The following is a 21,157-nucleotide window of genomic DNA, read 5'->3' as shown; positions in this document are numbered from 1 at the left end:
ACAGCCCTATGACCATCACCCTCTCCCCCCTCCCGCCCGGTCGCGTCGATCTGATCGCCGATCTGTCCCTACCGCCCGAGCAACATGAATTCTCCGCCCCGCCGGCGCAGGCGCTGGCCGAGGCGCGCGGGCGGCGGGACGGGCATCTGATTCAGGATGGAGGCCAGGTCGTCGGCTTCTTCGCCATCGATCCGGATTACCCGGAGGCGCATGATTTCGCCGAGGCCGGCAGTATCGGGCTGCGCATGTTCTCGGTCGATTACCGCCACCAGGGCCGGGGCGTCGCCAGCGCCGCCTGCCGGCTGTTGCGCGATTACCTGCGCCAAGAGTATCTGCAGGCCCATGCCTGTTATCTGACCGTCAACCACCGCAACCCGCGGGCACGCGCCGCCTATCTGTCGGGCGGGTTCCTTGACACCGGCGCCGATTACCTCGGCGGCGGCGTCGGGCCGCAGCATATCCTGCGGCTTACGCTGGCGGACGCCCCGGCGGGATGACCCGCTGGGCCGATATCCGCGCCCGGCTGTCCCCGCTGATGATGCGGATCGCCCGCCGCGTCCCGCGCGGGGCGCGGTTCGGACTGGGGGTTTTGTTGATGATCGGCGGCACCTTCGGCTTCCTGCCGGTGCTGGGTTTCTGGATGATCCCGCTGGGGCTGATGATCGCGGCCTTCGATGTGCGGCTTTTCCTGCGCTGGCGGCGCCAGAAGAAAGGCCGCTAAGTCCCTATTTCAACTGGCTGTCCTTCGATCCGCGCCGGTTGATCCCACCGCGCAGCTTATAGGCGCCGTCCCGCTCCTGCTGGCACTCGATGCACAGCTTGACGCCGGGGATCGCCTGCCGGCGCGCCTCGGTGATCGGTTCATCGCATTCGGCGCAATGGGTCAGGCTTTCCCCCACAGGCGCGCGGCGCGTCTTCATCCGCGCCAGTTCATCGCTGATCGAGGCTTCGATCTGTTCACTTACCGCGCCATCGCGCGACCATCCGCCAGCCATCGGCAACCCTCCTGATCCTATAAATCTAGGGACGGGAAAGCGTCCTGCCTAGGGGGTGCCCCTGTCTTTCCCTGGCCACCCGACCGGCAAGAGGCGGTGGTGAACCAGCGCGCGGCGCCATAGCCGACGCGCCGTCTCAGAACCGGGCGCATGCGCCGGGGCGGCGTCTTTCGCGTGCCGGCCCCGGGCATCCAGCCATTTCCGCCGCATCGCAAGACGGAAAGACCTGATGAGACAGGTCCTTATCCCTTCTTCTTGGCCTCCGCCGCCGCTTTCATCCGGGCCAGAAGCTCGGCCTTGGTGGCACGCCCGTCAGATGGTTTCTTGCCGGGCCCGACCGCGTCATGTTCCTTGTGGCGCGGTGCGTTGGTGCCCAGCTTCGGTACTCCGGATTTTCCGTAATCCATGGTCATTCTCTCGACACTGGTGGGGTTTGCGGGCGCTCATGCCCGAAATGACAGGCTGGCACAAGCCAGAGCGCCGCTCAATGCCACATCGCGGCCCCGGCATGCCAGACTGACAGCTCACGCCGGCAGACAAGATCGGCAAAAGCCCCTTGTCACGACAAAGCCCCGCCCTGTTTCAAGGGCGGGGTGATAAAGATCGGCATAGACCGGCATCAAGAGGCCGCAATTGCCTGCCCATGTCAGGCCGTGGCCAACATGCCCTTTTCCTTGGCCAGATCGCACATCTTCTTTTGCAGCTTCTCGAAGGCGCGCACCTCGATCTGGCGGATGCGTTCCCGGCTGACGTTATACTGGCCGCTCAACTCCTCCAGCGTCACCGGCTGATCGGCCAGGCGGCGTTGGGTCAGGATATCCTTTTCGCGGTCGTTCAGTACATCAAGCGCCTGCGCCAGCAATTCGCGCCGTGCTTCGAGCTCATCACGTTCCTCGAAGTCGGTGGCTTGGTCGGCGTCTTCGTCCTCCAGCCAGTCCTGCCATTGCATGGTGCCTTCGCCATCGCTCCCGACGGTGGCGTTCAGCGAGGCATCGCCGCCCGACATCCGCCGGTTCATCGAGGTCACCTCGTCCTCGGTCACCCCCAGATCATGCGCGATTTGCTTGACGTGATCGGGATGCAGATCGCCCTCTTCCAGCGCGCCGATACGGGCCTTGGCCTTGCGCAGGTTGAAGAACAGCTTCTTCTGCGCCGAGGTGGTACCCAGCTTCACCAGCGACCAGGACCGCAGGATATATTCCTGGATCGAGGCACGGATCCACCACATCGCATAGGTCGCAAGGCGGAACCCCTTTTCCGGGTCGAAGCGCTTCACCGCCTGCATCAGGCCGACATTGGCCTCGGAAATCACCTCGGCCTGCGGCAAACCATAGCCGCGATAGCCCATGGCAATCTTGGCCGCCAGCCGCAGGTGGCTGGTCACCATCTTATGCGCCGCCTGAGCGTCCTGCTCCTCGACCCAGCGCTTGGCCAGCATATATTCCTCTTCCGGCTCCAGGAGGGGGAATTTGCGTATTTCCTGCAAATACCGATTGAGCCCCCCTTCAGGGGTCGGTGCCGGCAGGTTAGCATAATTCGCCATGATCCTCTGTCTCTCCGTCTGTACGTCGTGTTATGTTTATCAACTTAACATCGAGGTAGGTAAGCGCCCCTGCCATTTCAAGAGGGGCTGTTCACAAGGTAATACGCAATATGCGTCCGGTTCCGTCGCAACGAAACCCGGACAACGGCGCGCTCACGCGCATGTGGTCTGCTGCCAAGAACATGTAACATGGGCCTCACTGCGGCACGAAGCGCCATATTCCCGCATTTTCTCGTGTTTTTTCGGTATCTTCCGCCCGTTTCAATTTCCCGAACACACGATAGTGTGAAATCAGCCGCCCGCGTGGGCCCTCTCCCCAGCGTTGAAAGAGCCGTCATGCCCTGCTCCCCCCCCCTGCCCTCGCGCCCGCTTCAGGCCTCTGCCGGGCTGCTCTATCTTGTCATCATTCTCTGCGGCGTCTGGTCCGAAGGAGCCCTGCGCGGCGGCCTGATCTTCCCCGATCAGGCGGAACAGACCGCCCGGGCCATCGGCGCGGCGCTGCCGTGGTGGCGGCTGGGATTGGCGGCAGATCTGGCGATGATCCTGGCCGATGTGGCAATCGGTGCGGTGTTCCTGCGCCTGTTCGCCGCCCGTTTCGCCCTGCTCGCCCCGATGGCCTTCGGCTTCCGGCTGGCCCAGGCGGCGGTGATCGCAGCGGCGCTGATGCCGCTGGCTCTGGTGCCTGCCCTGCTGGACCGACCAGAGGCACTGATGCAAGCCGTCGCATTGCACCGGCTGGGCTATGATATCGCACTGGTCTTCTTCGGTGTGAACTGCCTGATCATGGCGGTGATGCTGCGCTGGCTGATGGGCCCGGTCCTGCCGCTGGCGCTGGTAGGCTCCGGCCTGGTCTATCTGGCCGGCAGCCTCACCGCGCTCATCGCCCCCAGGCTAGCCACAACGCTGCAACCGGCCTATCTGTTGCCGCTCGTGGCGGAAACCGCACTGTGCCTTTGGTTCATCCTTCAGGCGTTACGACCTGCCCGCGCAGCAACGCGATCAACCTGACCATGTCTTCCGGCAAAGGTGCCTCGAAGCGCAGATGCGTCCCCGTCACCGGATGATCGAACCCCAGAACCGCGGCATGGAGCGCCTGACGCGGGAAATCACGCACCGCGGCCTGCGTCGCGTCGGGCAGCGCCTTCGCCGCCAACTTGCGCCGGCCACCATAGGTGGGATCTCCGATCAGCCCATGGCCGGCGTGGGCCATATGCACCCGGATCTGATGAGTGCGCCCGGTCTCCAGCCAGCAATCGACCAGCGCCACCACCGGCGGAGTGCCAAAGGTCTCCTCCACCCGCACCCGGGTCACCGCATGACGCCCCCCCTGAAACAGCACCGCCTGTTTCTGCCGGTCGGTCTTGTGGCGCGCCAGCTGAGTGGTGATCTTCATGATGTTGCCGGGCTCGAAACTCACGCCCTTGACGCCGCGCAGACGTGGATCGTTGGCCTCCGGCACACCGTAGCAGATCGCCTTGTAGTGTCGCTCGGCGCTGTGAGCCTCGAATTGCGCGGCAAGCCCATGATGCGCCGCATCGCTTTTTGCCACCACCAGAAGGCCACTGGTTTCCTTGTCGATCCGATGCACGATGCCGGGCCGCTTGACCCCACCCACGCCGGACAGGTCATCACCGCAATGATGCAGCAGCGCATTGACCAGCGTACCCGATGGCGACCCCGGCGCCGGATGCACCACCATGCCGGCAGGTTTGTTGACGACGATCAGATCATCATCTTCATAGACCACCTCGAGCGGTATCGCCTCTGGGCCGATGTGACTGTCTTCCGCCGGTTCGAGAACGATTGTGATCCTTGCACCCGCGGCCACCTTCGCCTTCGGATCCACGACCTCCGCACCATTGACCCGCACCGCACCGCCGGCGATCAGCCGGGCCAGACGGGTGCGCGACAACGCAGCCTCTGCTGGCACATCGCGCGAAAGCGCCTTATCAAGGCGGGGCGGCGGGTCGGCCGCGATTTCAAACTCGACTGAACGGCTGTCCATGAACGCTTTCCCGCCCGATTCTTCCGATACCGATCCCCAGACCGAGCCCGCCTCGCTGAGGGTGCTGCGCCGTCTGGTCGCCACGCTGATGGTGGTGATGATCCTCGGGGTTTTAGTGATCGTCGGCCTGCTTGTCACCCGGCTCTCTGCGGATCGCGCCCCCACCCTGCCCGAAACCCTGCCCGACAACCTCGCCCTGCCCGCAGGCGCCCCCCCCGAAGCGGTGACCCTGGGCAAGGGCTGGATCGCGGTGGTGACCGGGGATCGGCAAATCCTGATCTATGACGCCAATAGCGGAAAGCTGCGCCAGACCATCCAACTGGACTGACCCACCGTCACGGATCACAGGTCAAGCAGATTTGACCGCGCCCATTGCCTCCGGATGATCCCGGACGATCAAAGGGGGAATGACCGGGAACGGGCTGGGATATCTCCTGCCTGCGCCCACTGCCGCGAATATATGACACCCAGATCATGACGCCCCGGAATGACGGGAAACCCGCGCCGGGATCTCAGCAGCGGCACCGCACCCCACGGACATTCCTCCGGCACATCCGCCGAGTAAGACGACCTGAGCTGACAGGAAAACCAAGTGCCTTGCCCGCATGACAATGCACGCAACACGTCTATTCAGGCTTGCCTTGGGTGATGGTACCGCCTCCCCGGCTTGAACGGGGGACCTCTGGATCCACAATCCAGCGCTCTAACCAACTGAGCTAAGGCGGCACTGTGGAGGGGGATTTATCCAACCCCTCCGGGGATTGCAAGCGCTTTACAAAACTATTCTCCAGCTTTGTTCGACCAGGTCGATACCGAAGGACCGAACCGGCTCGCTGCGCTCCAAGGTCCAGCCGGCGGCGGCATAAAGCGCGCAGGCCGCCTGGTGGCTTTCATGGGTCCACAGCACCATGTCGCGATAGCCCGCCTCGCGCGCATAGGCCATGCACGTCGAAAGAAGCCGCTTGCCCAGCCCCTTGCCCCGCATCGACGCAAAAGATGCTGCCCAACCGTGTCCCCGCCTCCTCGGCGATCCAACCGCGCTCGCGTTCAGGGTCGTGATCGGCGATGAACTCGTCGAGAATCCCGGCCACCAGCGGGCCGAAACTCGCGTCGAATCCCTCATCGCGGGCGTAAAGCTCTTGATGACGGGCCACCAGCCAGGTGGCATCCTCGGGGTGGAAGGGGCGCAAGATCACATCGCTCATTCCCTATATGGCCTTGGATGGCGCTTGATTCTCAATCCCCGAAAGGCTAGCAGAAGCGCCTTGAGACAGGAGGCCGCCATGAGCATCAACACCGAACGCGATATCGAAGCGAACCTGCAGATCGGCCCCACCGACAAGGGCATGGTGCGGCTGTTCATCGAAGCCCCCGGAGTGGAAATCCCGATGGATTTCGACCCCGAAGAAGCCGAAGAGATCGCAGAGGAAATCCGCGCCGCCGCCCAAGCCGCGCGCGCCGTCACGGGCTGACCAACCCCAGCACCCCCGGATCGCGCAGCGCCTGCAGGCGCCGCGCCGCATGGGTGGCGAATTTCTGGATCAAGACCTTGCGCCGCGCCGCCGGCAGCCGGTCTTCCGGCGCCATGCGGATGACCTCTGCATCATAGGGATCGGCAATGATCAACCCGGTCTCCTGTGGCAAAAGCTCGGTCGGGAACGCCAGATCCACCGCCCAGAAATACCGGTCGCACCACTCCAGATAGCCCTGCCATTTGGCATCCGACTGGAAATCCGCCCGGCTGGACTTGCATTCGATCACCCAAAGCTCGCCCTTCGGGCCCAGCCCCATAACATCGACACGCAGGCCGCGCGCCGGCACGAATTCCTCGACCGACACGAACCCCAGCCGCGTCAGATGACGCGCCACCCCCCGGGCCAATCGCTGTCCTGGTTGCAGGTCCTCAAGCATGAACCGAATGTGAACATTACAAGAACAAAAATCAAGCCCACCCTGCGCCACACCGCCCGAAAAAACGAAAAGGCGCCCCGATCCTTTTACCCAGGTCTTTTTCTGGCTGAAAATATCCCGGGGGAGGCTCCGCAGGAGACGGGGGCAGAGCCCCCTGCCACCGTCGGGGTCGGGAAATGACGGTTCCCCCTTGCGCAGACCGGTCCGGCGCCCTACCTCTGCGGCGTGGCGGGTTCTGCCCTTCCTGTGATTGGTAGCATTCCGGCGGCCTTAAACATTTCCGAGGGGGCTGGCTCTGTTCAGGTCCTGGCCTGATTACCTGGCGCCCACCTGTATATACAGGTCCTCGGGAATCACACCGCACGTTTGCGGTGGTCCCGCCACATATCTTGCGCCCCACGGCGCAGCGCGCCGGGCCGCGCCCTTCCCACAGCCAGCGCTGTCCTGTCCTGACGTTCCGTCGCCTACCCGCATCGGCCTCCACACCACGCCCGACACTGTTGCGCGGACAGCCAGGCTGCCCCACCATGGCCGGACCCAAAGGAAGCAAGACCAATGTCCCCCAGCAGCGCCCCACTCGACCACCCTTTCGACGCGCCCCCCGCACCGGGAGAGCTCATCCAGATCGCCCCCGGCCTGCTCTGGGCCCGCTTCGCGCTGCCCTTCCGGCTCGATCACGTGAATGTCTATTTCCTCCAGACCGATGACGGCTGGCTGATCGTCGACACCGGCATCGACAATTCCGAAACCCGCGAAGCCTGGCGCACCATGCTGTCGGGCGCGATGCGGGGCGAAAGGATCGCCGGGCTGATCGTCACCCATCACCACCCCGATCATATCGGGCTGGCCGGCTGGCTATGCGAAACCCTGAACATCCCGCTGTTGACCAGCCGCACCGGCTTCCTGTCGACCACCACATTTTTCAATTCCCCCGAACTCCTTGCCGCCAGCGCCTATAGCGATTTCTTCATCAGCCACGGGATGAGCGACGAACTCGCCGCTCTCGTCAGCGTGCAGGGGCATCAATACATGCGAATGTTGTCGAAACCGCCCTTCACCTACCGCCGGCTCAGCGCCGGCGACAGGCTGCAGGCCGGCGCGCGGCACTTCGATATCCTGTCAGGCGATGGCCATTGCCCCGAACAGCTCATGTTCTACGCGGCCGAGGACAACATCCTGCTCGCCGCCGATCAGGTGATCGAGAAGATCAGCCCGAACATCTCGGTCATGGCCTTCGAGCCGGACGGCAATCCCTTGGGCGATTTCATCGGCTCGCTGCAGCGGTTGATCCGGGATATCCCCGAGGATGCGCTGGTGCTCGCCGGCCATCGGCTGCCGTTCGTCGGCCTGCATCAACGTTGCCGCGAGTTGATCGCGCATCATGGCTATCGTTGTGATCAGATCCGCGACGAGGCGGCGATGCGCCCGGTTTCGGCGGCCGATCTGCTGCCGGTGATGTTCCCCCAGACACTGAGCCCGCATGAGATGAGCTTCGCCTTCAGCGAGGTTCTGGCCCATATGAATTCCCTCGCCGCCGATGGAGAATTGGTCTGGCAAATCGATACCGCCGGCCACCGCCGGCTGGCCGCACCATGATCCGTGCAGAAATCCCACGGTGCGGAACCCTGTTTCGCAAGCTGTCTGGCCGAATGCCGTCAATCCTTCTAGAACGGATATCCGCAAGATCATCCAGAGGGCGCGAAACCAGGTTATGAACAAGACGCAGGGCGGCACAGAGGGCGGCAGCAAGGGCGACGGTGCGATCAGTTCCTCGACCGTGATCGTGCGCGACATTGTCCGCGGCCTCTACGAGGGGCGCTATGTCGCCGGCCAGCGGCTGGTCGAACCCGACCTGATGCAACAGTATTCGGTCAGCCGCAGCACTGTGCGCGAGGCGCTCAAGCAACTGACGGCAGACGGTATCGTCGTGTCCCACCCCTATCGCGGCTCCAGCATCCGGCGGATGACCCGCCGCGATGCCGAAAACAACTTTGCCATCATGGAGGTGGTGCTGGGCCTCGCCGCACGGCAAGCGGCACAACATATCGACGCGCCGGGCGCGCGCGAAAAACTGCAGGCGCATTTCGACGCCATCGCCTCCCATGAGGATCTGAGCGACCGTTTCGAATTCATCCGCCGCCGTGACCGCTATTTCCGCGCGCTGATCGAAATCAGCCGCAATCCCGAAATCGCCAGCCTACTGCCCCGACTGCAAGTTCATCTGATCCGCAACCGTCTGGCGGTGCCGGTGAAGGACCGCGTGGAAGGCTATCGCAAGATGACGCAGGCGATCCTGGGCGGTGACAGCGCCAAGGCCGAAAAGACCGCCCGTGCCTATGTGCAGATGACCGCCTCCTATCTGCTGCCGCATTTCCCCGAGTGATCTGGAAAGGCGCACCCCGGACTCAGGCCGGGGCAGCCTCCGGGGCGATCTCGATCACCACCGCATGGGCTGTCACCTGCGCGCCGGCCGCGATGTGGACCGCCGACACCGTGCCCGAAACTGCGGCAGTGTGGCTATGCTCCATCTTCATCGCCTCCAGCACCAGAACCTTCTGCCCGGCTTCGACCCGGTCCCCCACCGCCACATCGACCGAGACCACCGATCCGTTCATCGTCGCCCGCACGCGGCCGTCGCCCTGTGCCGCCCCCTGCACCGTCGGCACAAAGCTGAGATCGCGGAAATCGAAGCTGCGCCCGCCAAACCGCAGCGCCGGGGTGGCCGCCTCGGACAGCAGCGCCACCTCTTCGCGGATGCCGTCGCATTCGATCAGCGCCGCGTGCCGGTCGCGGCAAAGAACGGTCAGCTCCAGCGACTCCTGACCGGTCATGGTGACGTGGCAGGCCCCCGCCTTCAACGCCCGCACCTGCGGGTCATAGAGGGTGCCATTGCGCTCAAGCCGCAGCGGTGTCGGGAAACTATGGGCGAGCCCGGTCCTGGGACCTGCGCGCAGCAACGCCGCCAGGATCATTGCGGCGCGCGCCTCAGCAGGATCGGTTTCCGGCAAGAGGTCATCACGATTTTCCTCAATGAATCCCGTAGTTGCAGCCCCTTCTTGAAACGACGATTGAACCAGGCAAGCCGTCAGAAAGTCCTGATTGCTGCGCAGCCCCAGCGCCACCGTCCCCTCCAGCCCGGCAATCAGACGCCGCCGCGCCGCCTCGCGATCCGGACCATGGGCGATCAGCTTGGCGATCATCGAATCGTAGAACTGCGGCACCGGGGCCCCATCCCTCAGCGCGTGATCGGCGCGAATGCCCGGCGCCGGCGCCCAGCGCGCCATCGCCCCGCTTTGCGGCATGAAGCCGGCCTGCGGGTCCTCGGCGCAAAGCCGCACCTCGATCGCGTGACCGGAGAAAGTGACATCCTCCTGCCGCAACGGCAGCGCCTCGCCGGCGGCGACGCGCAATTGCAGCGCCACCAGATCGAGGCCGGTGATCGCCTCGGTCACCGGGTGTTCGACCTGCAACCGCGTGTTCATTTCCATGAAATAGAACGCGCCGGAGGCATCGAGCAGATATTCGAACGTCCCCGCCCCCTCGTACCCAATGGCCCGCACGGCGGCGAGCGAGGCCGCCCCCATCCGCGCCCGCAGATCGACATCGACGGCGGGTGACGGCGCCTCTTCGATCAGCTTCTGGTGACGGCGCTGCACCGAACAGTCGCGTTCGCCCAGATGGATGGCATTGCCGTGGCGATCCGCCATCACCTGGATTTCCACATGCCGGGGATTGAGGATCGCCTTTTCCAGCAACACCACATCGCTGCCGAAGGCCGATTTCGCCTCGGAGGTCGCCGACCGCAGCGCCTCGGGGAACTCCTCCTCCCGTGCGACCAGCCGCATGCCGCGCCCGCCGCCGCCGGCGGTGGCCTTGATCATCACCGGGAAACCGATCCGCCGCGCCTCGGCCAGCAACCTCTCCGCCGCCTGATCCGCGCCCTGATAGCCGGGCACACAAGGCACGCCCGCCTCGATCATCAGCGCCTTGGCCCCGGCCTTGTCCCCCATGGCCCGGATCGCCGCGGCAGAGGGGCCGACAAAGACGATGCCCGCCTCAGCGCAAGCCTCGGGGAAGTCCGGGTTTTCCGCCAGAAACCCATAGCCCGGGTGGATCGCGTCAGCGCCGGTGGCCCGCGCCGCCGCGATGATCCGGTCGATCCGCAAATAGGACTCCGACGGCGCCGCGCCACCGATGCAGATGGCCTGATCGGCGGCGCGCAGATGTTCGGCCCCGGCATCAGCCTCGGAATAGACCGCGACGGTGGCATAACCCATCGCCTTGGCGGTGCGCATGACGCGCAGGGCAATCTCGCTGCGGTTGGCGACCAGCAGCTTGGTGAAAGGGGTGCTCTTGTCCATGGTTCTCAGCTCTCCGATCTCAGGCGCGCGCGACGGCGAACTGGATGGCATTGGGCTGGCGCGCGGCCTCGTCCCGGGTGATGGCCATCAGCTCGATCAGCAGCTCGCGGGTATCGCGCGGGTCGATCACCCCGTCGTCCAGCAGCCGGGCCGAGGTATGGGTCGCCCCCATCTGGCTGTTGAAGGTCTCGACGATCTTGGCCTTCATCGCCTCCAATCTGGCCTGGTCGACCTCCTCCCCCATCCGGGCGGCCCGGGCTTCCTGCACCACGGCCATGGTGCCGGCGGCCTGTTCGCCGCCCATCACTGCGGTGCGGGCATTGGGCCAGGAAAAGCAGAACCGCGGATGGAACCCGCGGCCGCACATCCCATAGTTCCCCGCCCCGAAGGAAGCGCCGCAATAGATGGTGAATTGCGGCACGGTGGCATTGGTCACCGCCTGGATCATCTTCGATCCGTGCTTGATGATCCCCGCCTCCTCATAGCTGCGGCCAACCATGAAACCAGTGGTATTGTTGAGGTAGAGAAGCGGCGTGCCCGCCTGGCAGCAGCTCTGGATGAAATGGGTGGCCTTGGCGGCGCCATTCGGGTCGATCGGGCCGTTGTTCGTCAGGATGCCGATCGGCCAGCCGCCGATCCGTGCGGTGCCGCAGACCGTGGCGCTGCCGTAGCGTTCGCCGAACTCGACGAAATCCGATCCGTCGACGATCCGCGCGATCACCTCGCGCATGTCGACCGGGTGACGATGATCCATCGGCATGATGCCCAGCAGATCATCGGGGGCATAGGCCGGCGGCACCACATCGCGCGGCGCCTCTGCCGGGCCGAGCCAGTCGATGTTCGACAGGATGGCGCGGGCCAGGCCGATGGCCTCGCGGTCATCCTCGGCCAGATAGTCGCCCAGGCCGGAAATACCGGTGTGCATCTCTGCCCCGCCCAGGTCTTCTTCGCTGGCGATCTCGCCGGTGGCGGCCTTCAACAGCGGCGGGCCGGCCAGAAACGCCCGGGTTCGCCCCCGCACCATGATGATGTAATCCGACAGCCCGGTCTGATAGGCGCCCCCGGCGGTGGAGCTGCCATGCGTCACCGTCAGCACCGGCAGGCCTCCGGCCGAGAAGCGCGCCAGATTGCGGAAGATGCTGCCGCCGTGAATGAAATCCTCCACCCGATAGGCCATCAGATTGGCGCCGGCGCTTTCGACCAGTTGGATAAGGGGCAGCTTGTTTTCCAGCGCGATCTCCTGCACGCGGAGCTGCTTTTCCAACCCCATCGGTTGCAGCGCCCCCGCTGCGATGCCGCTGTCCGAGGCGCTGATCATGCAGCGGATGCCGGCGACATACCCGATGCCGGCAATCACCCCGCCGCCCGCCACGGATTTCGCAGGATCCGGATGATCCAGGCCGAAGCCCGCCAGTTTCGACAGTTCGATAAACGGCCGCGCCGGATCGAGCAGCAGCGCCACCCGGTCGCGCGGCAACAGTTGATGGCGTTTCTCGAACCGCTCCCGTGCGCGTTCCGAGGCGGCGCGGGTACGCCCCTCGATCTGTTCCAGCTCGGCCAGCAGCGCCAGCATGCCGGCGCGATTGGTCTGGAAACTTTCGGAAGTTGGGGAAATTGCGCTGTCTATCCGTGCCATATTCTGTCCGCTTCGGGGTTCGGGGCGGCGCAGGTCCATCGGCCCGCGCCCGTCCCCGGCACCCTAGCGGCGGCCCGGTGTGCGATCTTGTGCCGGGGCGCTATGATGCCCGGCGCAGCCCCGCGCCGATCACCTGCAATTCGCGCGATCCTTCGCGGATCGACCGGGGCTTGAGCCCGTAGGTACGGCGGATCGAATGGCTGAAGTGACTGGAATCGGGATAGCCCAGATCCAGCGCCACCTCGGTCAGAGTGCTGTCCTCGACGGCGTGCTGCAGGAAACGACGGGCGCGTTTCCACATCCGCATGTTGCGAAAGGACGCCCCGGTTTCCTCCTTGAACAGATGCAGAAAGCGCGAGGTCGACAATCCTGCCTGTAGCGCACAGGCATCGGCGGCAAGCTCGGCCTCGCCCAGATCGGTTTCGAACAGCGCCAGCGCCCGCTCGATCCTCGGGTCGATCCGGCGCGTTTCCAGCACCCGCCCCAGCAGCAGCTGATCGAAGGCTGCGGTGTCAAGCCCGCCCCGCGCCCAGGCCTGGGACAACGGGCCGGAGGCGGCCGCCCGGATCCGTGCCATCGCCGTCCTCATTGCAGAGGGAGAGGCGCAAAACTCCAGCAGCCACGCCTGCTCTGCCATGGTCAGCCGTTCGGGTTCGAACAGCAGGCTGAACACCTCGTCACAGTCGATTTCGACCTGATGGGCGCAATAGGCCGGCAAGATACAGCAGGGCAGGCTTTGCCAGGCGCCACCCGCAAGACGCAGGCGAATATCCCCCTCCGCTGCGAAATAAAGAGTGATCCCCCCCGGCCGGCGCGGTTTCATCCGAGCCCCCAGCAGGCCGAAATAGAACACCCGGTCACGATTGACGAACATCAGCTTGCCGCTGGATTGCCGCATGCGGCCCCTCCCCCCTTGTTGCCTGCCCTCCCGGGCGGCTCTCCTCTAGGACAGTGTTGCGGCAGCACGGACAAAGGTCAATTTCCCGATGAGCCCGGTTGCGACAATTTGCGCTTGTCCCCGTGCGCACGACCTGCGACACAGGGCGCACGGCGGCGGTGATCATCCCTGGTGCGATTCTGCGCCGTCTCTTTCCACATCTTGAAAAACTCCACAGGTTCCCCGATGCGTGACCCCTTGTTCCGCATGGCGTTGATCCTGGGCCTTCTGTCCGCGGTCGGCCCTTTCGCCATCGACATGTATTTGCCCGCCCTGCCCCAGGTGGCCGACGATCTCGGCACCACCGAGGCCGGGGCGGCCCTGACTTTGACATCTTATTTCATCGTGTTCGGCTTCGCGCAGATGATCTATGGCCCAATGGCGGATGCCCTTGGCCGCAAGCGGCCGATGCTGATCGGGCTGACGATCTTTCTGGCCGCCACCGTGGCGGCGGCGCTCGCCCCCGATATCCGCTGGCTGATCGTCGCCCGCGGCGCCCAGGGGCTTGGCGCCGCCTCGCTGATGGCGGTGCCGCGCGCGGTGATCCGCGACAAGGCTTCCGGCCCCGAGGCGGCGCGGATGATGGCGGCGGTGATGATCGTGATCTCGGTCTCGCCGATGCTGGCACCGATGTCCGGATCGCTGATCATGCTCTGGGGCGGCTGGCGCGAGATCTTTGCGGTGCTTTCGATCGCCACGCTGCTCAGCCTGGCGCTGGTGGTGTTCGCGCTTCCCGAAACCCTCGCGCCCTCGGATCGCCGCCCGGTACGACTGTCGGCGATGATCTCCGGCGCGGGACGGTTGCTGGGCAACCGCCAGTTCATGGGGCTGACCATGGTCGGCGGCTTCGGCATGGCAAGCTTCTTTGTCTTCCTGGCCACCGCCAGCTTCGTCTACACCCGTGAATTCGGCCTCAGCCCCACCGGTTTCTCCCTCGCCTTCGCGGCCAATGCGGTGGGCTTCTTCTCTGCCTCGCAGTTCGCCGGCAAGCTATGCCAACGATACGGCATGGACCGGGTGATCTGGCTGGCGATCAGCGGCTTTCTGGCCGCCATGTTGTGTCTCAGCCTGGTGGCCTGGCTGGGCGGCGCAAGCCTGCCGGTGGTGATGGTGGGCCTGTTCCTGGGCAATGCCTGCCTCGGGTTGGTGATCCCGACTGCGGCGGTGATGTCGCTCGATCCGCATCCGGATATCGCCGGGCTCGCCTCCTCGCTGGGCGGCACGATGCAGATGCTGACCGGCGGGCTGATGATCGCCGTCACCGGCGCGTTTCTGGAGAACACCGCGCTCAGCATGGTGCTGGCCATCGCGCTTTGCGCCGCCCTGGCCTGGCTGTCGGCGCTGCTGTCGCGACCGGGCCGGCAACTGGCCTGAACGAAAAGGCCCCCGCGCAAGCGGGGGCCGATGAGTGCACCTAGGCGCTGGGATCTTAAAGGTTCACTTCAAACAGACCCGCAGCCCCCATGCCGCCGCCGATGCACATGGTGACAACGACATAACGGGCGCCGCGCCGCTTGCCTTCGATCAGCGCATGGCCGACCAGACGCGCACCGGTCATGCCATAGGGGTGACCGATGGAAATCCCGCCACCGTTGACGTTATAGATTTCCGGGTCGATGCCCAGGTGATCACGGCAATAGAGCGCCTGCACCGCGAAGGCCTCGTTCAGCTCCCAAAGACCGATATCGTCGACCTTCAGCCCGTGCTGCTTCAGCAGTTTCGGAATGGCATAGATCGGACCGATCCCCATTTCCTCCGGCGCGCAGCCAGCCACCGCCATGCCCCGATAGATGCCCAGCGGCTCCAGCCCGCGCTGTTCGGCCAGCTTGGCCTCCATCAGCACGCAGGCCGAGGCGCCGTCCGAGAGCTGACTGGCGTTGCCGGCGGTGATCACGCCGCCCTCGATCACCGGTTTCAGCCCCTGCAGGCTCTCCAGCGTGGTGCTCGGGCGGTTGCCCTCATCGCGGTCCAGCGTGACCTGCTGTTCGCTGATCTCGCCGGTGGCCTTGTCCTTGACCATCATGGTGGTCGAAAACGGCACGATCTCGTCATCGAACTTGCCCGCTGCCTGGGCCGCCGCCGTGCGCTGCTGCGAGATCAGCGCATATTCGTCCTGCGCGTCACGGCTGACGTTATAGACCTTGGCGACATTTTCCGCCGTGAAGAGCATCGGCATATAAGCATGCTTGGCCTGGGCCAACACGTTGGGATCGACGGTTTCCTGCACCCAGGCGGTATACTTGTCCTGCACCGCCGAGATATTTTCCTGCCCGCCGGCGGCAACCACATCCATGCCGTCGACCATCACCTGCTTGGCAGCGGTGGCAATCGCCATCAGGCCCGAAGCACATTGACGATCCATCGTCTGGCCGGCAACGGTTACCGGCAGACCAGCGGCGAAAGAGGCGTTGCGCGCCAAGTTCATGCCGGCGGTGCCAGCGGCCAGAACCGTGCCCATCACCACATCCTCGATCTCGGCCGGGTCGATCTTGGCCCGCTCGACAGCGGCCTTCAGCACATGGCCGGCCAACGTCGGCGATTTGGTGGCGTTCAGTGCGCCGCGATAGGCCTTGCCGATCCCCGTGCGGGCAGTGCTGACGATGACTGCTTCTCTCATATGATCCTCCTCCAGAAACGCGAAAGCGGCGCGACACCGGCGCGCCGCCCGCCATCCGGCGCCACCATCCTCAGGCCGGGGCCCCCTGTCCAGTAGCCGCGGGAATGACGGTGCGTCCTGCCTCCCCCGCAGCAAGGCGCAGCTCCGCACCGGACTGGCGCAGGATCTCCGCGATCGCGCTCAACTGCTGCGCCAGGGGCGTTGTCTTGCGCCAGATCATCCCGATGGTGCGGCTGGGCTGCGCCCCCTCGAAGCGCGCGATCGAAACATTGGCCGATCGGGTCTCGACCGCCACGGCCATCTCGGGGATCAGGGTCACCCCGATCCCCGCCCCCACCATCTGCACCAGCGTCGACAGTGAAGAGCCGTCGAGGATTTCGCGCGGCCGGTTCGCCTGCATCTCGCAGAAAGACAGCGCCTGATCGCGGAAACAATGCCCCTCCTCCAGCAGCAGCAGACGCATTTCCCTCAACCGCTCGCGGCTGGGCACCGGCTTGTCCGCGTCCTCTCCCGGGCGGACCAGGACGAAATCCTCGGAGAACAGCGCCACCTCTTCCAGCCCGGGTTCCGACACCGGCAGCGCCACGATGGCGGTATCGAGCCGCCCATCGGCCAGTTCCTCGATCAACCGGGGGGTGATCGTCTCGCGCAGCCGGATGTCGAGCCCCGGATAGGCGCGACCCAGATCGCCGACGATGCGCGGCAAGAGATAGGGCGCAACAGTGGGAATCACCCCGATCCTGAGCCGCCCCGACAGCGATCCGCGTGACGCGCGGGCCAGATCACCCAATTCATCGACCGATCTCAGGATCTGGCGCACCCGTTCAGCGAAGATTTCGCCAAATCCGGTGAGCCGCACCTGACGCGCCCCCCGCTCGAACAACGCTACCCCGAGGGTTTCCTCCAATTCCTTGATCTGGACCGACAAAGCCGGCTGGGAAATCGCCACCGCCTCGGCGGCGCGACCGAAATGCCCATGCTGGGCGAGCGCCTCGAAATAGCGCAACTGGCGGAATGTTACATTCATCATAATTTAAAACTATCATTACAATCAATTTATACAACTTAATCCAATAATATTTTCCTGTTAGCTTTGGTCCAGACGAGGAGGAGGATGACATCCCGACCGAGACGGCACCGCAAGGCGCCGACCAAGGGCGGGAACCCCGTCGCAGCGCAGGCCGGCACGAGCCCCGTCAGGGGAGGGTCTTCGTGTGTCCGGGGGTGTCCTTCTCGTTGCCGCAGCATTCGAAACGACTGAACGCCACGATTGGAGATCGAAATGGACGGAAACGACGCAGCCCCGATGGGCAAATGCCCGGTGATGCACGGCGCCAATACCGAGGTGAAGGCCTCGGTCATGGACTGGTGGCCGAATGCGCTGAACCTCGACATCCTGCATCAGCACGACCGCAAGACCAACCCGATGGGGCCGGACTTCGATTATCGCGAGGCGCTCAAGACGCTGGATGTCGAGGCGCTGAAGAAAGACCTGCACGCGCTGATGACCGACAGTCAGGAGTGGTGGCCGGCCGACTGGGGCCATTACGGCGGCCTCTTCATCCGCATGGCCTGGCACGCGGCGGGCAGTTATCGCACCGCCGATGGTCGTGGCGGCGGCGGCACCGGCAACCAGCGCTTTGCACCGCTCAATTCCTGGCCCGACAACGTCAGCCTCGACAAGGCGCGGCGGCTGCTGTGGCCGGTCAAGAAGAAATACGGCAACGCGATTTCCTGGGCCGATCTGATCATCCTCGCCGGCACCATCGCCTATGAGAGCATGGGGCTGAAGACCTTCGGTTTCGGCTTTGGCCGCAAGGACATCTGGGCGCCCGAGGTCGACACCTATTGGGGGGCCGAAAAGGAATGGCTGGCGCCGTCGGACGAACGCTATACCGACGTCAGCAAGCCCGAGACGATGGAAAACCCGCTCGCCGCGGTGCAGATGGGGCTGATCTACGTCAACCCCGAGGGCGTCAACGGCAAGCCCGATCCGCTGAAGACCGCCGCCCAGGTGCGCGAGACCTTCGCGCGCATGGCGATGAATGACGAGGAAACCGCGGCACTGACCGCCGGTGGCCATACCGTCGGCAAGACCCACGGCAATGGCGATGCCGCAGCCCTCGGCGCCGATCCCGAAGGGGCGGACCTGGAACTTCAAGGCCTCGGCTGGGCCAATCCGAACCAGAAGGGCAAGGCCGCGAACGCCGTGACTTCGGGGCTGGAAGGCGCCTGGACGACCCATCCCACCCAGTTCGACATGGGGTTCTTCGACATGCTCTTCGGTCATGAGTGGGAGCTGCGCAAATCCCCCGCCGGCGCCTGGCAGTGGGAGCCGGTGGACATCAAGGAAGAGGACAAGCCGCTCGACGCCTCCGATCCCTCGAAGCGCCACAATCCGATGATGACGGATGCCGACATGGCGATGAAGATGGACCCGACCTATCGCGCCATCTGCGAAAAGTTCATGGCCGATCCGGAATACTTCCGCGACACTTTCGCCCGCGCCTGGTTCAAGCTGACCCACCGCGACATGGGACCGAAGGCGCGCTATGTCGGCCCGGACGTGCCGGCCGAGGATCTGATCTGGCAGGATCCGGTGCCGCAAGGCCCGAACGACTATGACATCGGCGGGCTGAAATCCAAGATCGCTGCCTCGGGCCTGTCGATTGCCGACATGGTCGCAACCGCCTGGGACAGTGCGCGGACCTATCGCGGATCGGACATGCGGGGCGGGGCCAACGGCGCGCGGATCCGGCTGGCGCCGCAAAAGGACTGGGCCGGCAACGAACCCGAGCGTCTGGCGCGCGTCCTTGCGGTGCTGGAGCCGCTGGCGGCAGAGGTGGGCGCGAGCGTCGCCGACACCATCGTGCTGGCCGGCAACCTCGGCGTCGAACAGGCGGCAAAGGCGGCAGGCTTCGATCTGACCCTGCCCTTCGCCCCGGGTCGCGGGGATGCGAGCGACGCGCAGACCGATGCCGACAGCTTCGCGCCGCTGGAGCCGATTGCCGATGGTTTCCGCAACTGGTTGAAGGCCGATTACATCGTCAGCCCGGAAGAGCTGTTGCTGGATCGGGCCCAGTTGATGGGGCTGACCGCGCCGGAAACGGTGGTGCTGATGGGCGGCATGCGCGCCATGGGCACCAACCACGGCGGCACCGCGCATGGGATCTTTACCGACCGTGTCGGCGCGCTGACCCCCGATTTCTTCGTCAATCTGACCGATATGGCGAACGAATGGAAATCGGTCGGCAACGGTGTCTATGACATCCGCGACCGCAAGACCGGCGCGGTGAAATGGACCGCGACCCGCGTCGATCTGGTGTTCGGCTCGAACTCGATCCTGCGCGCCTATGCCGAGGTCTATGCCCAGGACGACAATGCCGGCAAGTTCGTCAAGGATTTCGCCGCCGCCTGGACCAAGGTGATGAACGCCGACCGCTTCGACCTGAAGTGATCCGGCACTGAACCGAAACGCGGCGCCTTCGGTCTCCGGGGGCGCCGCCTGCCTTTACCACTCAGCGCGCGTGCAGCCACTCTGCCAGGCCGCCGGGCATCAGCGGCCGGAAATAGGCGATCATCCGCCCCTCATCGGGCGCTGACGCGCCCTCCTCGGACCAGGGCGCGACACCGTGCAATAGCAGGCGGTGCACCAGGACCGCCTCTCCCGGACGCGCCGGCAGGAGGACCCTCGGGCAGGTCTCGAAAATGTGCTTGCGCGCCGCCTGATAGGCCTCGGTCACATCCACCTTCGGCCAATCGGCCGGATCATGGGGCGCCAGGGCCTCGCTCAATGCGGCTCGCAGGATCTCGTGACTGCCCTCCCAGACCACCAGCGGGGCGGCATTAGGTGCCGCCTCGCTCAGCGGCAGCCCCAGGATGAAGGCATGCGGTTCGTCGATCCGGCGGCGCCGATCCGGGCCCGCGGCCTTCAGCCCGTCGAGATGCGCCGCGTCGCTCCTGAGCCGATAGCGAAAGGCGCCCTCCCCCTCGCCCTCACGCGGGCGGGGATAGCCGGGAAAGACGGTGGACAGCTGGCCACGGTGGAGCGGCGGCAAGCCACCGAGGTGGTCCTTGATGAAGTCAACCGCCGGCCCTGTCAGCGGACCCGAGCCCGCCACCCGCCCCTCGGCATCGTTGGGCAGGGCGTCGAGCCCGACGAACCAGGTGCCCCCACAGACGTGCCAATGCGAAAAGGCCGGGTCGCGCAGGGCTGCGCGCCCGACCCTCAGGGCCACATCGGCCCACAGGCGTACCTGCGGATCGGGCCCGAACCGGGCCCAACCGCGGGTGAAGAAATCGCTTACCACCCCATCGCCTTGCGCAGCATGTTCAGCGCAACGAAGATCAGAAAGACCGCAAAGACACGTTTCAACGGCTTCGGATCCATCGCATGGGCGATCTTGACGCCCAGGGGCGCGGTCAGCGTGGTCATCGCGATCACCACCAGGAAGGTCGGGATGTTCACCGCCCCGATCGAATAGGGCAGTTTTGCCGCGGCATCGACCGGCATGAGCATGAAGCCCAGCACCGAGGGCACCGCAATGATCACGCCAAAGCCCGCTGCCGTCGCAACCGCACGGTGGATCGGGGTTCCATGCAGGCTCATCAACGGGACACCGAAGCTGCCGCCGCCGATCCCCATCAGCACCGACAGAAAGCCCACGAAGGGCGACAGAACGGCGCGCTTGATGCCCTTGGGCATTTCCTCCCCCAGCCGCCATTCGGCTTTGCCCAGCGCCATGTAGAGGCCGATCAGCAGGCCGAGAACGCCGAACAGCGCCTGCAGCGCGCTCGACCTCAGTTGCGAGGCGACCAGAACGCCGATCACCGCGCCCACGACGATCCCCGGCCCCCAGCCGCGCAGGATCACCCAATCGACCGCCCCCTTGCGGTTATGACTGAGCACCGATCGGGTCGATGTCACGATGATCGTCGCCAGCGAGGTCGCCAGACAGACCTGCATCAGTTGCGGCCCGCCATACCCCAGCGTCTGGAACGCATAGAAGAAGGAGGGCACCAACACGATCCCGCCCCCTACGCCAAGAAGACCGGCCAGAACGCCGGCCAGCGCGCCAATCGCCAGCAGCAGTACCAGCATTTGCAACAACAACATCGTATCGGGCATTCGCTCTCTCCGATTGGGATTTTG

Annotated in this window: 21 protein-coding genes, 1 tRNA gene and 1 pseudogene; 9 read left to right on the top strand and 14 right to left on the bottom strand. The window is 65.1% G+C overall.

What is annotated here, in order from left to right:
* The first annotated feature begins 8 nt into the window (after window positions 1-8).
* Together G455_RS0106670 and G455_RS23535 are read left to right on the top strand one after the other, a co-directional pair.
* Window positions 9-497, top strand: a complete 489-nt coding sequence (locus G455_RS0106670; protein ID WP_028092978.1) for a GNAT family N-acetyltransferase — start codon at window positions 9-11, stop codon at window positions 495-497.
* Entirely contained in the window at window positions 494-721 is a 228-nt protein-coding gene (locus tag G455_RS23535; protein ID WP_035366297.1) for a hypothetical protein, read from the top strand. The genes G455_RS0106670 and G455_RS23535 overlap by 4 nt, the downstream gene beginning before the upstream one ends.
* A gap of 4 nt (window positions 722-725) precedes the next feature.
* On the opposite strand, the gene G455_RS0106660 is transcribed toward G455_RS23535, so the two are convergent.
* The 3 genes from G455_RS0106660 to rpoH form a co-directional block, all read right to left on the bottom strand.
* Window positions 726-995 (bottom strand): DksA/TraR family C4-type zinc finger protein, encoded by a 270-nt coding sequence (locus G455_RS0106660; protein ID WP_028092977.1) that lies wholly within the window; start codon window positions 993-995, stop codon window positions 726-728.
* Window positions 996-1,237: 242 nt separating this feature from the next.
* Window positions 1,238-1,402 carry a hypothetical protein gene (locus G455_RS26665; RefSeq protein ID WP_028092976.1) on the bottom strand — a complete coding sequence of 55 codons (165 nt, stop codon included), beginning with the start codon at window positions 1,400-1,402 and terminating at the stop codon, window positions 1,238-1,240.
* A 239-nt stretch (window positions 1,403-1,641) separates the two neighbouring features.
* Window positions 1,642-2,538: an RNA polymerase sigma factor RpoH gene (gene rpoH / locus G455_RS0106650; RefSeq protein ID WP_028092975.1), complete on the bottom strand. Its 897-nt coding sequence runs from the start codon at window positions 2,536-2,538 to the stop codon at window positions 1,642-1,644.
* Window positions 2,539-2,874: 336 nt separating this feature from the next.
* On the opposite strand from rpoH, the gene G455_RS0106645 reads away from it, so the two are divergent.
* Window positions 2,875-3,546 (top strand): DUF4386 domain-containing protein, encoded by a 672-nt coding sequence (locus tag G455_RS0106645; protein ID WP_035366294.1) that lies wholly within the window; start codon window positions 2,875-2,877, stop codon window positions 3,544-3,546.
* Here the strand turns inward: G455_RS0106645 and G455_RS0106640 are convergent.
* On the bottom strand, window positions 3,497-4,543 hold the full coding sequence (locus tag G455_RS0106640; RefSeq protein WP_028092973.1) for an RluA family pseudouridine synthase: 1,047 nt from the start codon (window positions 4,541-4,543) through the stop codon (window positions 3,497-3,499). The two genes, G455_RS0106645 and G455_RS0106640, sit on opposite strands and share 50 nt — an antisense overlap.
* Here G455_RS0106640 and G455_RS0106635 point away from each other — a divergent pair.
* Window positions 4,542-4,871: a DUF6476 family protein gene (locus tag G455_RS0106635; RefSeq protein ID WP_028092972.1), complete on the top strand. Its 330-nt coding sequence runs from the start codon at window positions 4,542-4,544 to the stop codon at window positions 4,869-4,871. The two genes, G455_RS0106640 and G455_RS0106635, sit on opposite strands and share 2 nt — an antisense overlap.
* A gap of 321 nt (window positions 4,872-5,192) precedes the next feature.
* Here G455_RS0106635 and G455_RS0106630 read toward each other — a convergent pair.
* Both G455_RS0106630 and G455_RS23530 read right to left on the bottom strand, forming a co-directional pair.
* Window positions 5,193-5,269: transfer RNA gene (locus G455_RS0106630), tRNA-His, on the bottom strand.
* Between the two features lie 46 nt (window positions 5,270-5,315).
* Window positions 5,316-5,748: pseudogene (locus G455_RS23530) on the bottom strand (N-acetyltransferase family protein).
* Between the two features lie 78 nt (window positions 5,749-5,826).
* Here G455_RS23530 and G455_RS0106620 point away from each other — a divergent pair.
* Window positions 5,827-6,015, top strand: coding sequence for a DUF6324 family protein (locus G455_RS0106620; RefSeq protein WP_028092971.1), 189 nt, complete (start codon window positions 5,827-5,829; stop codon window positions 6,013-6,015).
* On the opposite strand, the gene G455_RS0106615 is transcribed toward G455_RS0106620, so the two are convergent.
* Entirely contained in the window at window positions 6,005-6,454 is a 450-nt protein-coding gene (locus G455_RS0106615; RefSeq protein ID WP_028092970.1) for an MmcB family DNA repair protein, read from the bottom strand. The genes G455_RS0106620 and G455_RS0106615 overlap by 11 nt on opposite strands.
* A gap of 555 nt (window positions 6,455-7,009) precedes the next feature.
* Between G455_RS0106615 and G455_RS0106610 the strand changes: the two genes are divergently transcribed.
* Both G455_RS0106610 and G455_RS0106605 read left to right on the top strand, forming a co-directional pair.
* On the top strand, window positions 7,010-8,050 hold the full coding sequence (locus tag G455_RS0106610) for an MBL fold metallo-hydrolase (RefSeq protein WP_028092969.1): 1,041 nt from the start codon (window positions 7,010-7,012) through the stop codon (window positions 8,048-8,050).
* 115 nt (window positions 8,051-8,165) lie between these two features.
* Window positions 8,166-8,837 (top strand): GntR family transcriptional regulator, encoded by a 672-nt coding sequence (locus G455_RS0106605; protein WP_028092968.1) that lies wholly within the window; start codon window positions 8,166-8,168, stop codon window positions 8,835-8,837.
* A gap of 22 nt (window positions 8,838-8,859) precedes the next feature.
* Here the strand turns inward: G455_RS0106605 and G455_RS0106600 are convergent, their stop codons facing one another.
* The 3 genes from G455_RS0106600 to G455_RS0106590 form a co-directional block, all read right to left on the bottom strand.
* Window positions 8,860-10,815 (bottom strand): acetyl/propionyl/methylcrotonyl-CoA carboxylase subunit alpha, encoded by a 1,956-nt coding sequence (locus tag G455_RS0106600; protein ID WP_028092967.1) that lies wholly within the window; start codon window positions 10,813-10,815, stop codon window positions 8,860-8,862.
* 19 nt (window positions 10,816-10,834) lie between these two features.
* Entirely contained in the window at window positions 10,835-12,451 is a 1,617-nt protein-coding gene (locus G455_RS0106595; RefSeq protein ID WP_028092966.1) for an acyl-CoA carboxylase subunit beta, read from the bottom strand.
* A gap of 100 nt (window positions 12,452-12,551) precedes the next feature.
* Entirely contained in the window at window positions 12,552-13,349 is a 798-nt protein-coding gene (locus G455_RS0106590) for a helix-turn-helix transcriptional regulator (protein ID WP_028092965.1), read from the bottom strand.
* Between the two features lie 225 nt (window positions 13,350-13,574).
* Between G455_RS0106590 and G455_RS0106585 the strand changes: the two genes are divergently transcribed.
* Window positions 13,575-14,762, top strand: coding sequence for a multidrug effflux MFS transporter (locus G455_RS0106585; protein ID WP_028092964.1), 1,188 nt, complete (start codon window positions 13,575-13,577; stop codon window positions 14,760-14,762).
* Window positions 14,763-14,817: 55 nt separating this feature from the next.
* Here the strand turns inward: G455_RS0106585 and G455_RS0106580 are convergent, their stop codons facing one another.
* Together G455_RS0106580 and G455_RS23525 are read right to left on the bottom strand one after the other, a co-directional pair.
* The gene (locus tag G455_RS0106580; RefSeq protein WP_028092963.1) at window positions 14,818-16,005 is read right to left on the bottom strand and encodes an acetyl-CoA C-acyltransferase; all 1,188 of its coding nucleotides are present in this window, start codon (window positions 16,003-16,005) and stop codon (window positions 14,818-14,820) included.
* A 70-nt stretch (window positions 16,006-16,075) separates the two neighbouring features.
* Window positions 16,076-17,035, bottom strand: coding sequence for a hydrogen peroxide-inducible genes activator (locus G455_RS23525; protein WP_051312244.1), 960 nt, complete (start codon window positions 17,033-17,035; stop codon window positions 16,076-16,078).
* Window positions 17,036-17,287: 252 nt separating this feature from the next.
* Between G455_RS23525 and katG the strand changes: the two genes are divergently transcribed.
* Window positions 17,288-19,462, top strand: coding sequence for a catalase/peroxidase HPI (katG, locus tag G455_RS0106570; RefSeq protein WP_035366335.1), 2,175 nt, complete (start codon window positions 17,288-17,290; stop codon window positions 19,460-19,462).
* A gap of 61 nt (window positions 19,463-19,523) precedes the next feature.
* On the opposite strand, the gene G455_RS0106565 is transcribed toward katG, so the two are convergent.
* On the bottom strand, window positions 19,524-20,315 hold the full coding sequence (locus G455_RS0106565) for a hypothetical protein (RefSeq protein WP_028092961.1): 792 nt from the start codon (window positions 20,313-20,315) through the stop codon (window positions 19,524-19,526).
* Window positions 20,309-21,133: a sulfite exporter TauE/SafE family protein gene (locus G455_RS0106560; protein WP_028092960.1), complete on the bottom strand. Its 825-nt coding sequence runs from the start codon at window positions 21,131-21,133 to the stop codon at window positions 20,309-20,311. The genes G455_RS0106565 and G455_RS0106560 overlap by 7 nt, the downstream gene beginning before the upstream one ends.
* Window positions 21,134-21,157 lie beyond the last annotated feature (24 nt).

The organism is Pseudodonghicola xiamenensis DSM 18339 (genome assembly GCF_000429365.1).
Lineage (GTDB): Bacteria > Pseudomonadota > Alphaproteobacteria > Rhodobacterales > Rhodobacteraceae > Pseudodonghicola > Pseudodonghicola xiamenensis.
The sequence above is the reverse complement of the archived record's forward strand: the minus strand, read 5'-3'. Positions and strand labels throughout refer to the sequence as shown.

What these genes read in the sequence shown, in the direction of transcription:
- G455_RS0106670 (WP_028092978.1), top strand. Translation starts at nt 9, where the DNA reads ATGACCATCACCCTCTCCCCCCTCCCGCCCGGTCGCGTCGATCTGATC.
- G455_RS23535 (WP_035366297.1), top strand. Translation starts at nt 494, where the DNA reads ATGACCCGCTGGGCCGATATCCGCGCCCGGCTGTCCCCGCTGATGATG.
- G455_RS0106660 (WP_028092977.1), bottom strand. Translation starts at nt 995, where the DNA reads ATGGCTGGCGGATGGTCGCGCGATGGCGCGGTAAGTGAACAGATCGAA.
- G455_RS26665 (WP_028092976.1), bottom strand. Translation starts at nt 1,402, where the DNA reads ATGGATTACGGAAAATCCGGAGTACCGAAGCTGGGCACCAACGCACCG.
- rpoH (WP_028092975.1), bottom strand. Translation starts at nt 2,538, where the DNA reads ATGGCGAATTATGCTAACCTGCCGGCACCGACCCCTGAAGGGGGGCTC.
- G455_RS0106645 (WP_035366294.1), top strand. Translation starts at nt 2,875, where the DNA reads ATGCCCTGCTCCCCCCCCCTGCCCTCGCGCCCGCTTCAGGCCTCTGCC.
- G455_RS0106635 (WP_028092972.1), top strand. Translation starts at nt 4,542, where the DNA reads ATGAACGCTTTCCCGCCCGATTCTTCCGATACCGATCCCCAGACCGAG.
- G455_RS0106640 (WP_028092973.1), bottom strand. Translation starts at nt 4,543, where the DNA reads ATGGACAGCCGTTCAGTCGAGTTTGAAATCGCGGCCGACCCGCCGCCC.
- G455_RS0106620 (WP_028092971.1), top strand. Translation starts at nt 5,827, where the DNA reads ATGAGCATCAACACCGAACGCGATATCGAAGCGAACCTGCAGATCGGC.
- G455_RS0106615 (WP_028092970.1), bottom strand. Translation starts at nt 6,454, where the DNA reads ATGCTTGAGGACCTGCAACCAGGACAGCGATTGGCCCGGGGGGTGGCG.
- G455_RS0106610 (WP_028092969.1), top strand. Translation starts at nt 7,010, where the DNA reads ATGTCCCCCAGCAGCGCCCCACTCGACCACCCTTTCGACGCGCCCCCC.
- G455_RS0106605 (WP_028092968.1), top strand. Translation starts at nt 8,166, where the DNA reads ATGAACAAGACGCAGGGCGGCACAGAGGGCGGCAGCAAGGGCGACGGT.
- G455_RS0106600 (WP_028092967.1), bottom strand. Translation starts at nt 10,815, where the DNA reads ATGGACAAGAGCACCCCTTTCACCAAGCTGCTGGTCGCCAACCGCAGC.
- G455_RS0106595 (WP_028092966.1), bottom strand. Translation starts at nt 12,451, where the DNA reads ATGGCACGGATAGACAGCGCAATTTCCCCAACTTCCGAAAGTTTCCAG.
- G455_RS0106590 (WP_028092965.1), bottom strand. Translation starts at nt 13,349, where the DNA reads ATGCGGCAATCCAGCGGCAAGCTGATGTTCGTCAATCGTGACCGGGTG.
- G455_RS0106585 (WP_028092964.1), top strand. Translation starts at nt 13,575, where the DNA reads ATGCGTGACCCCTTGTTCCGCATGGCGTTGATCCTGGGCCTTCTGTCC.
- G455_RS0106580 (WP_028092963.1), bottom strand. Translation starts at nt 16,005, where the DNA reads ATGAGAGAAGCAGTCATCGTCAGCACTGCCCGCACGGGGATCGGCAAG.
- G455_RS23525 (WP_051312244.1), bottom strand. Translation starts at nt 17,035, where the DNA reads ATGATGAATGTAACATTCCGCCAGTTGCGCTATTTCGAGGCGCTCGCC.
- katG (WP_035366335.1), top strand. Translation starts at nt 17,288, where the DNA reads ATGGACGGAAACGACGCAGCCCCGATGGGCAAATGCCCGGTGATGCAC.
- G455_RS0106560 (WP_028092960.1), bottom strand. Translation starts at nt 21,133, where the DNA reads ATGCCCGATACGATGTTGTTGTTGCAAATGCTGGTACTGCTGCTGGCG.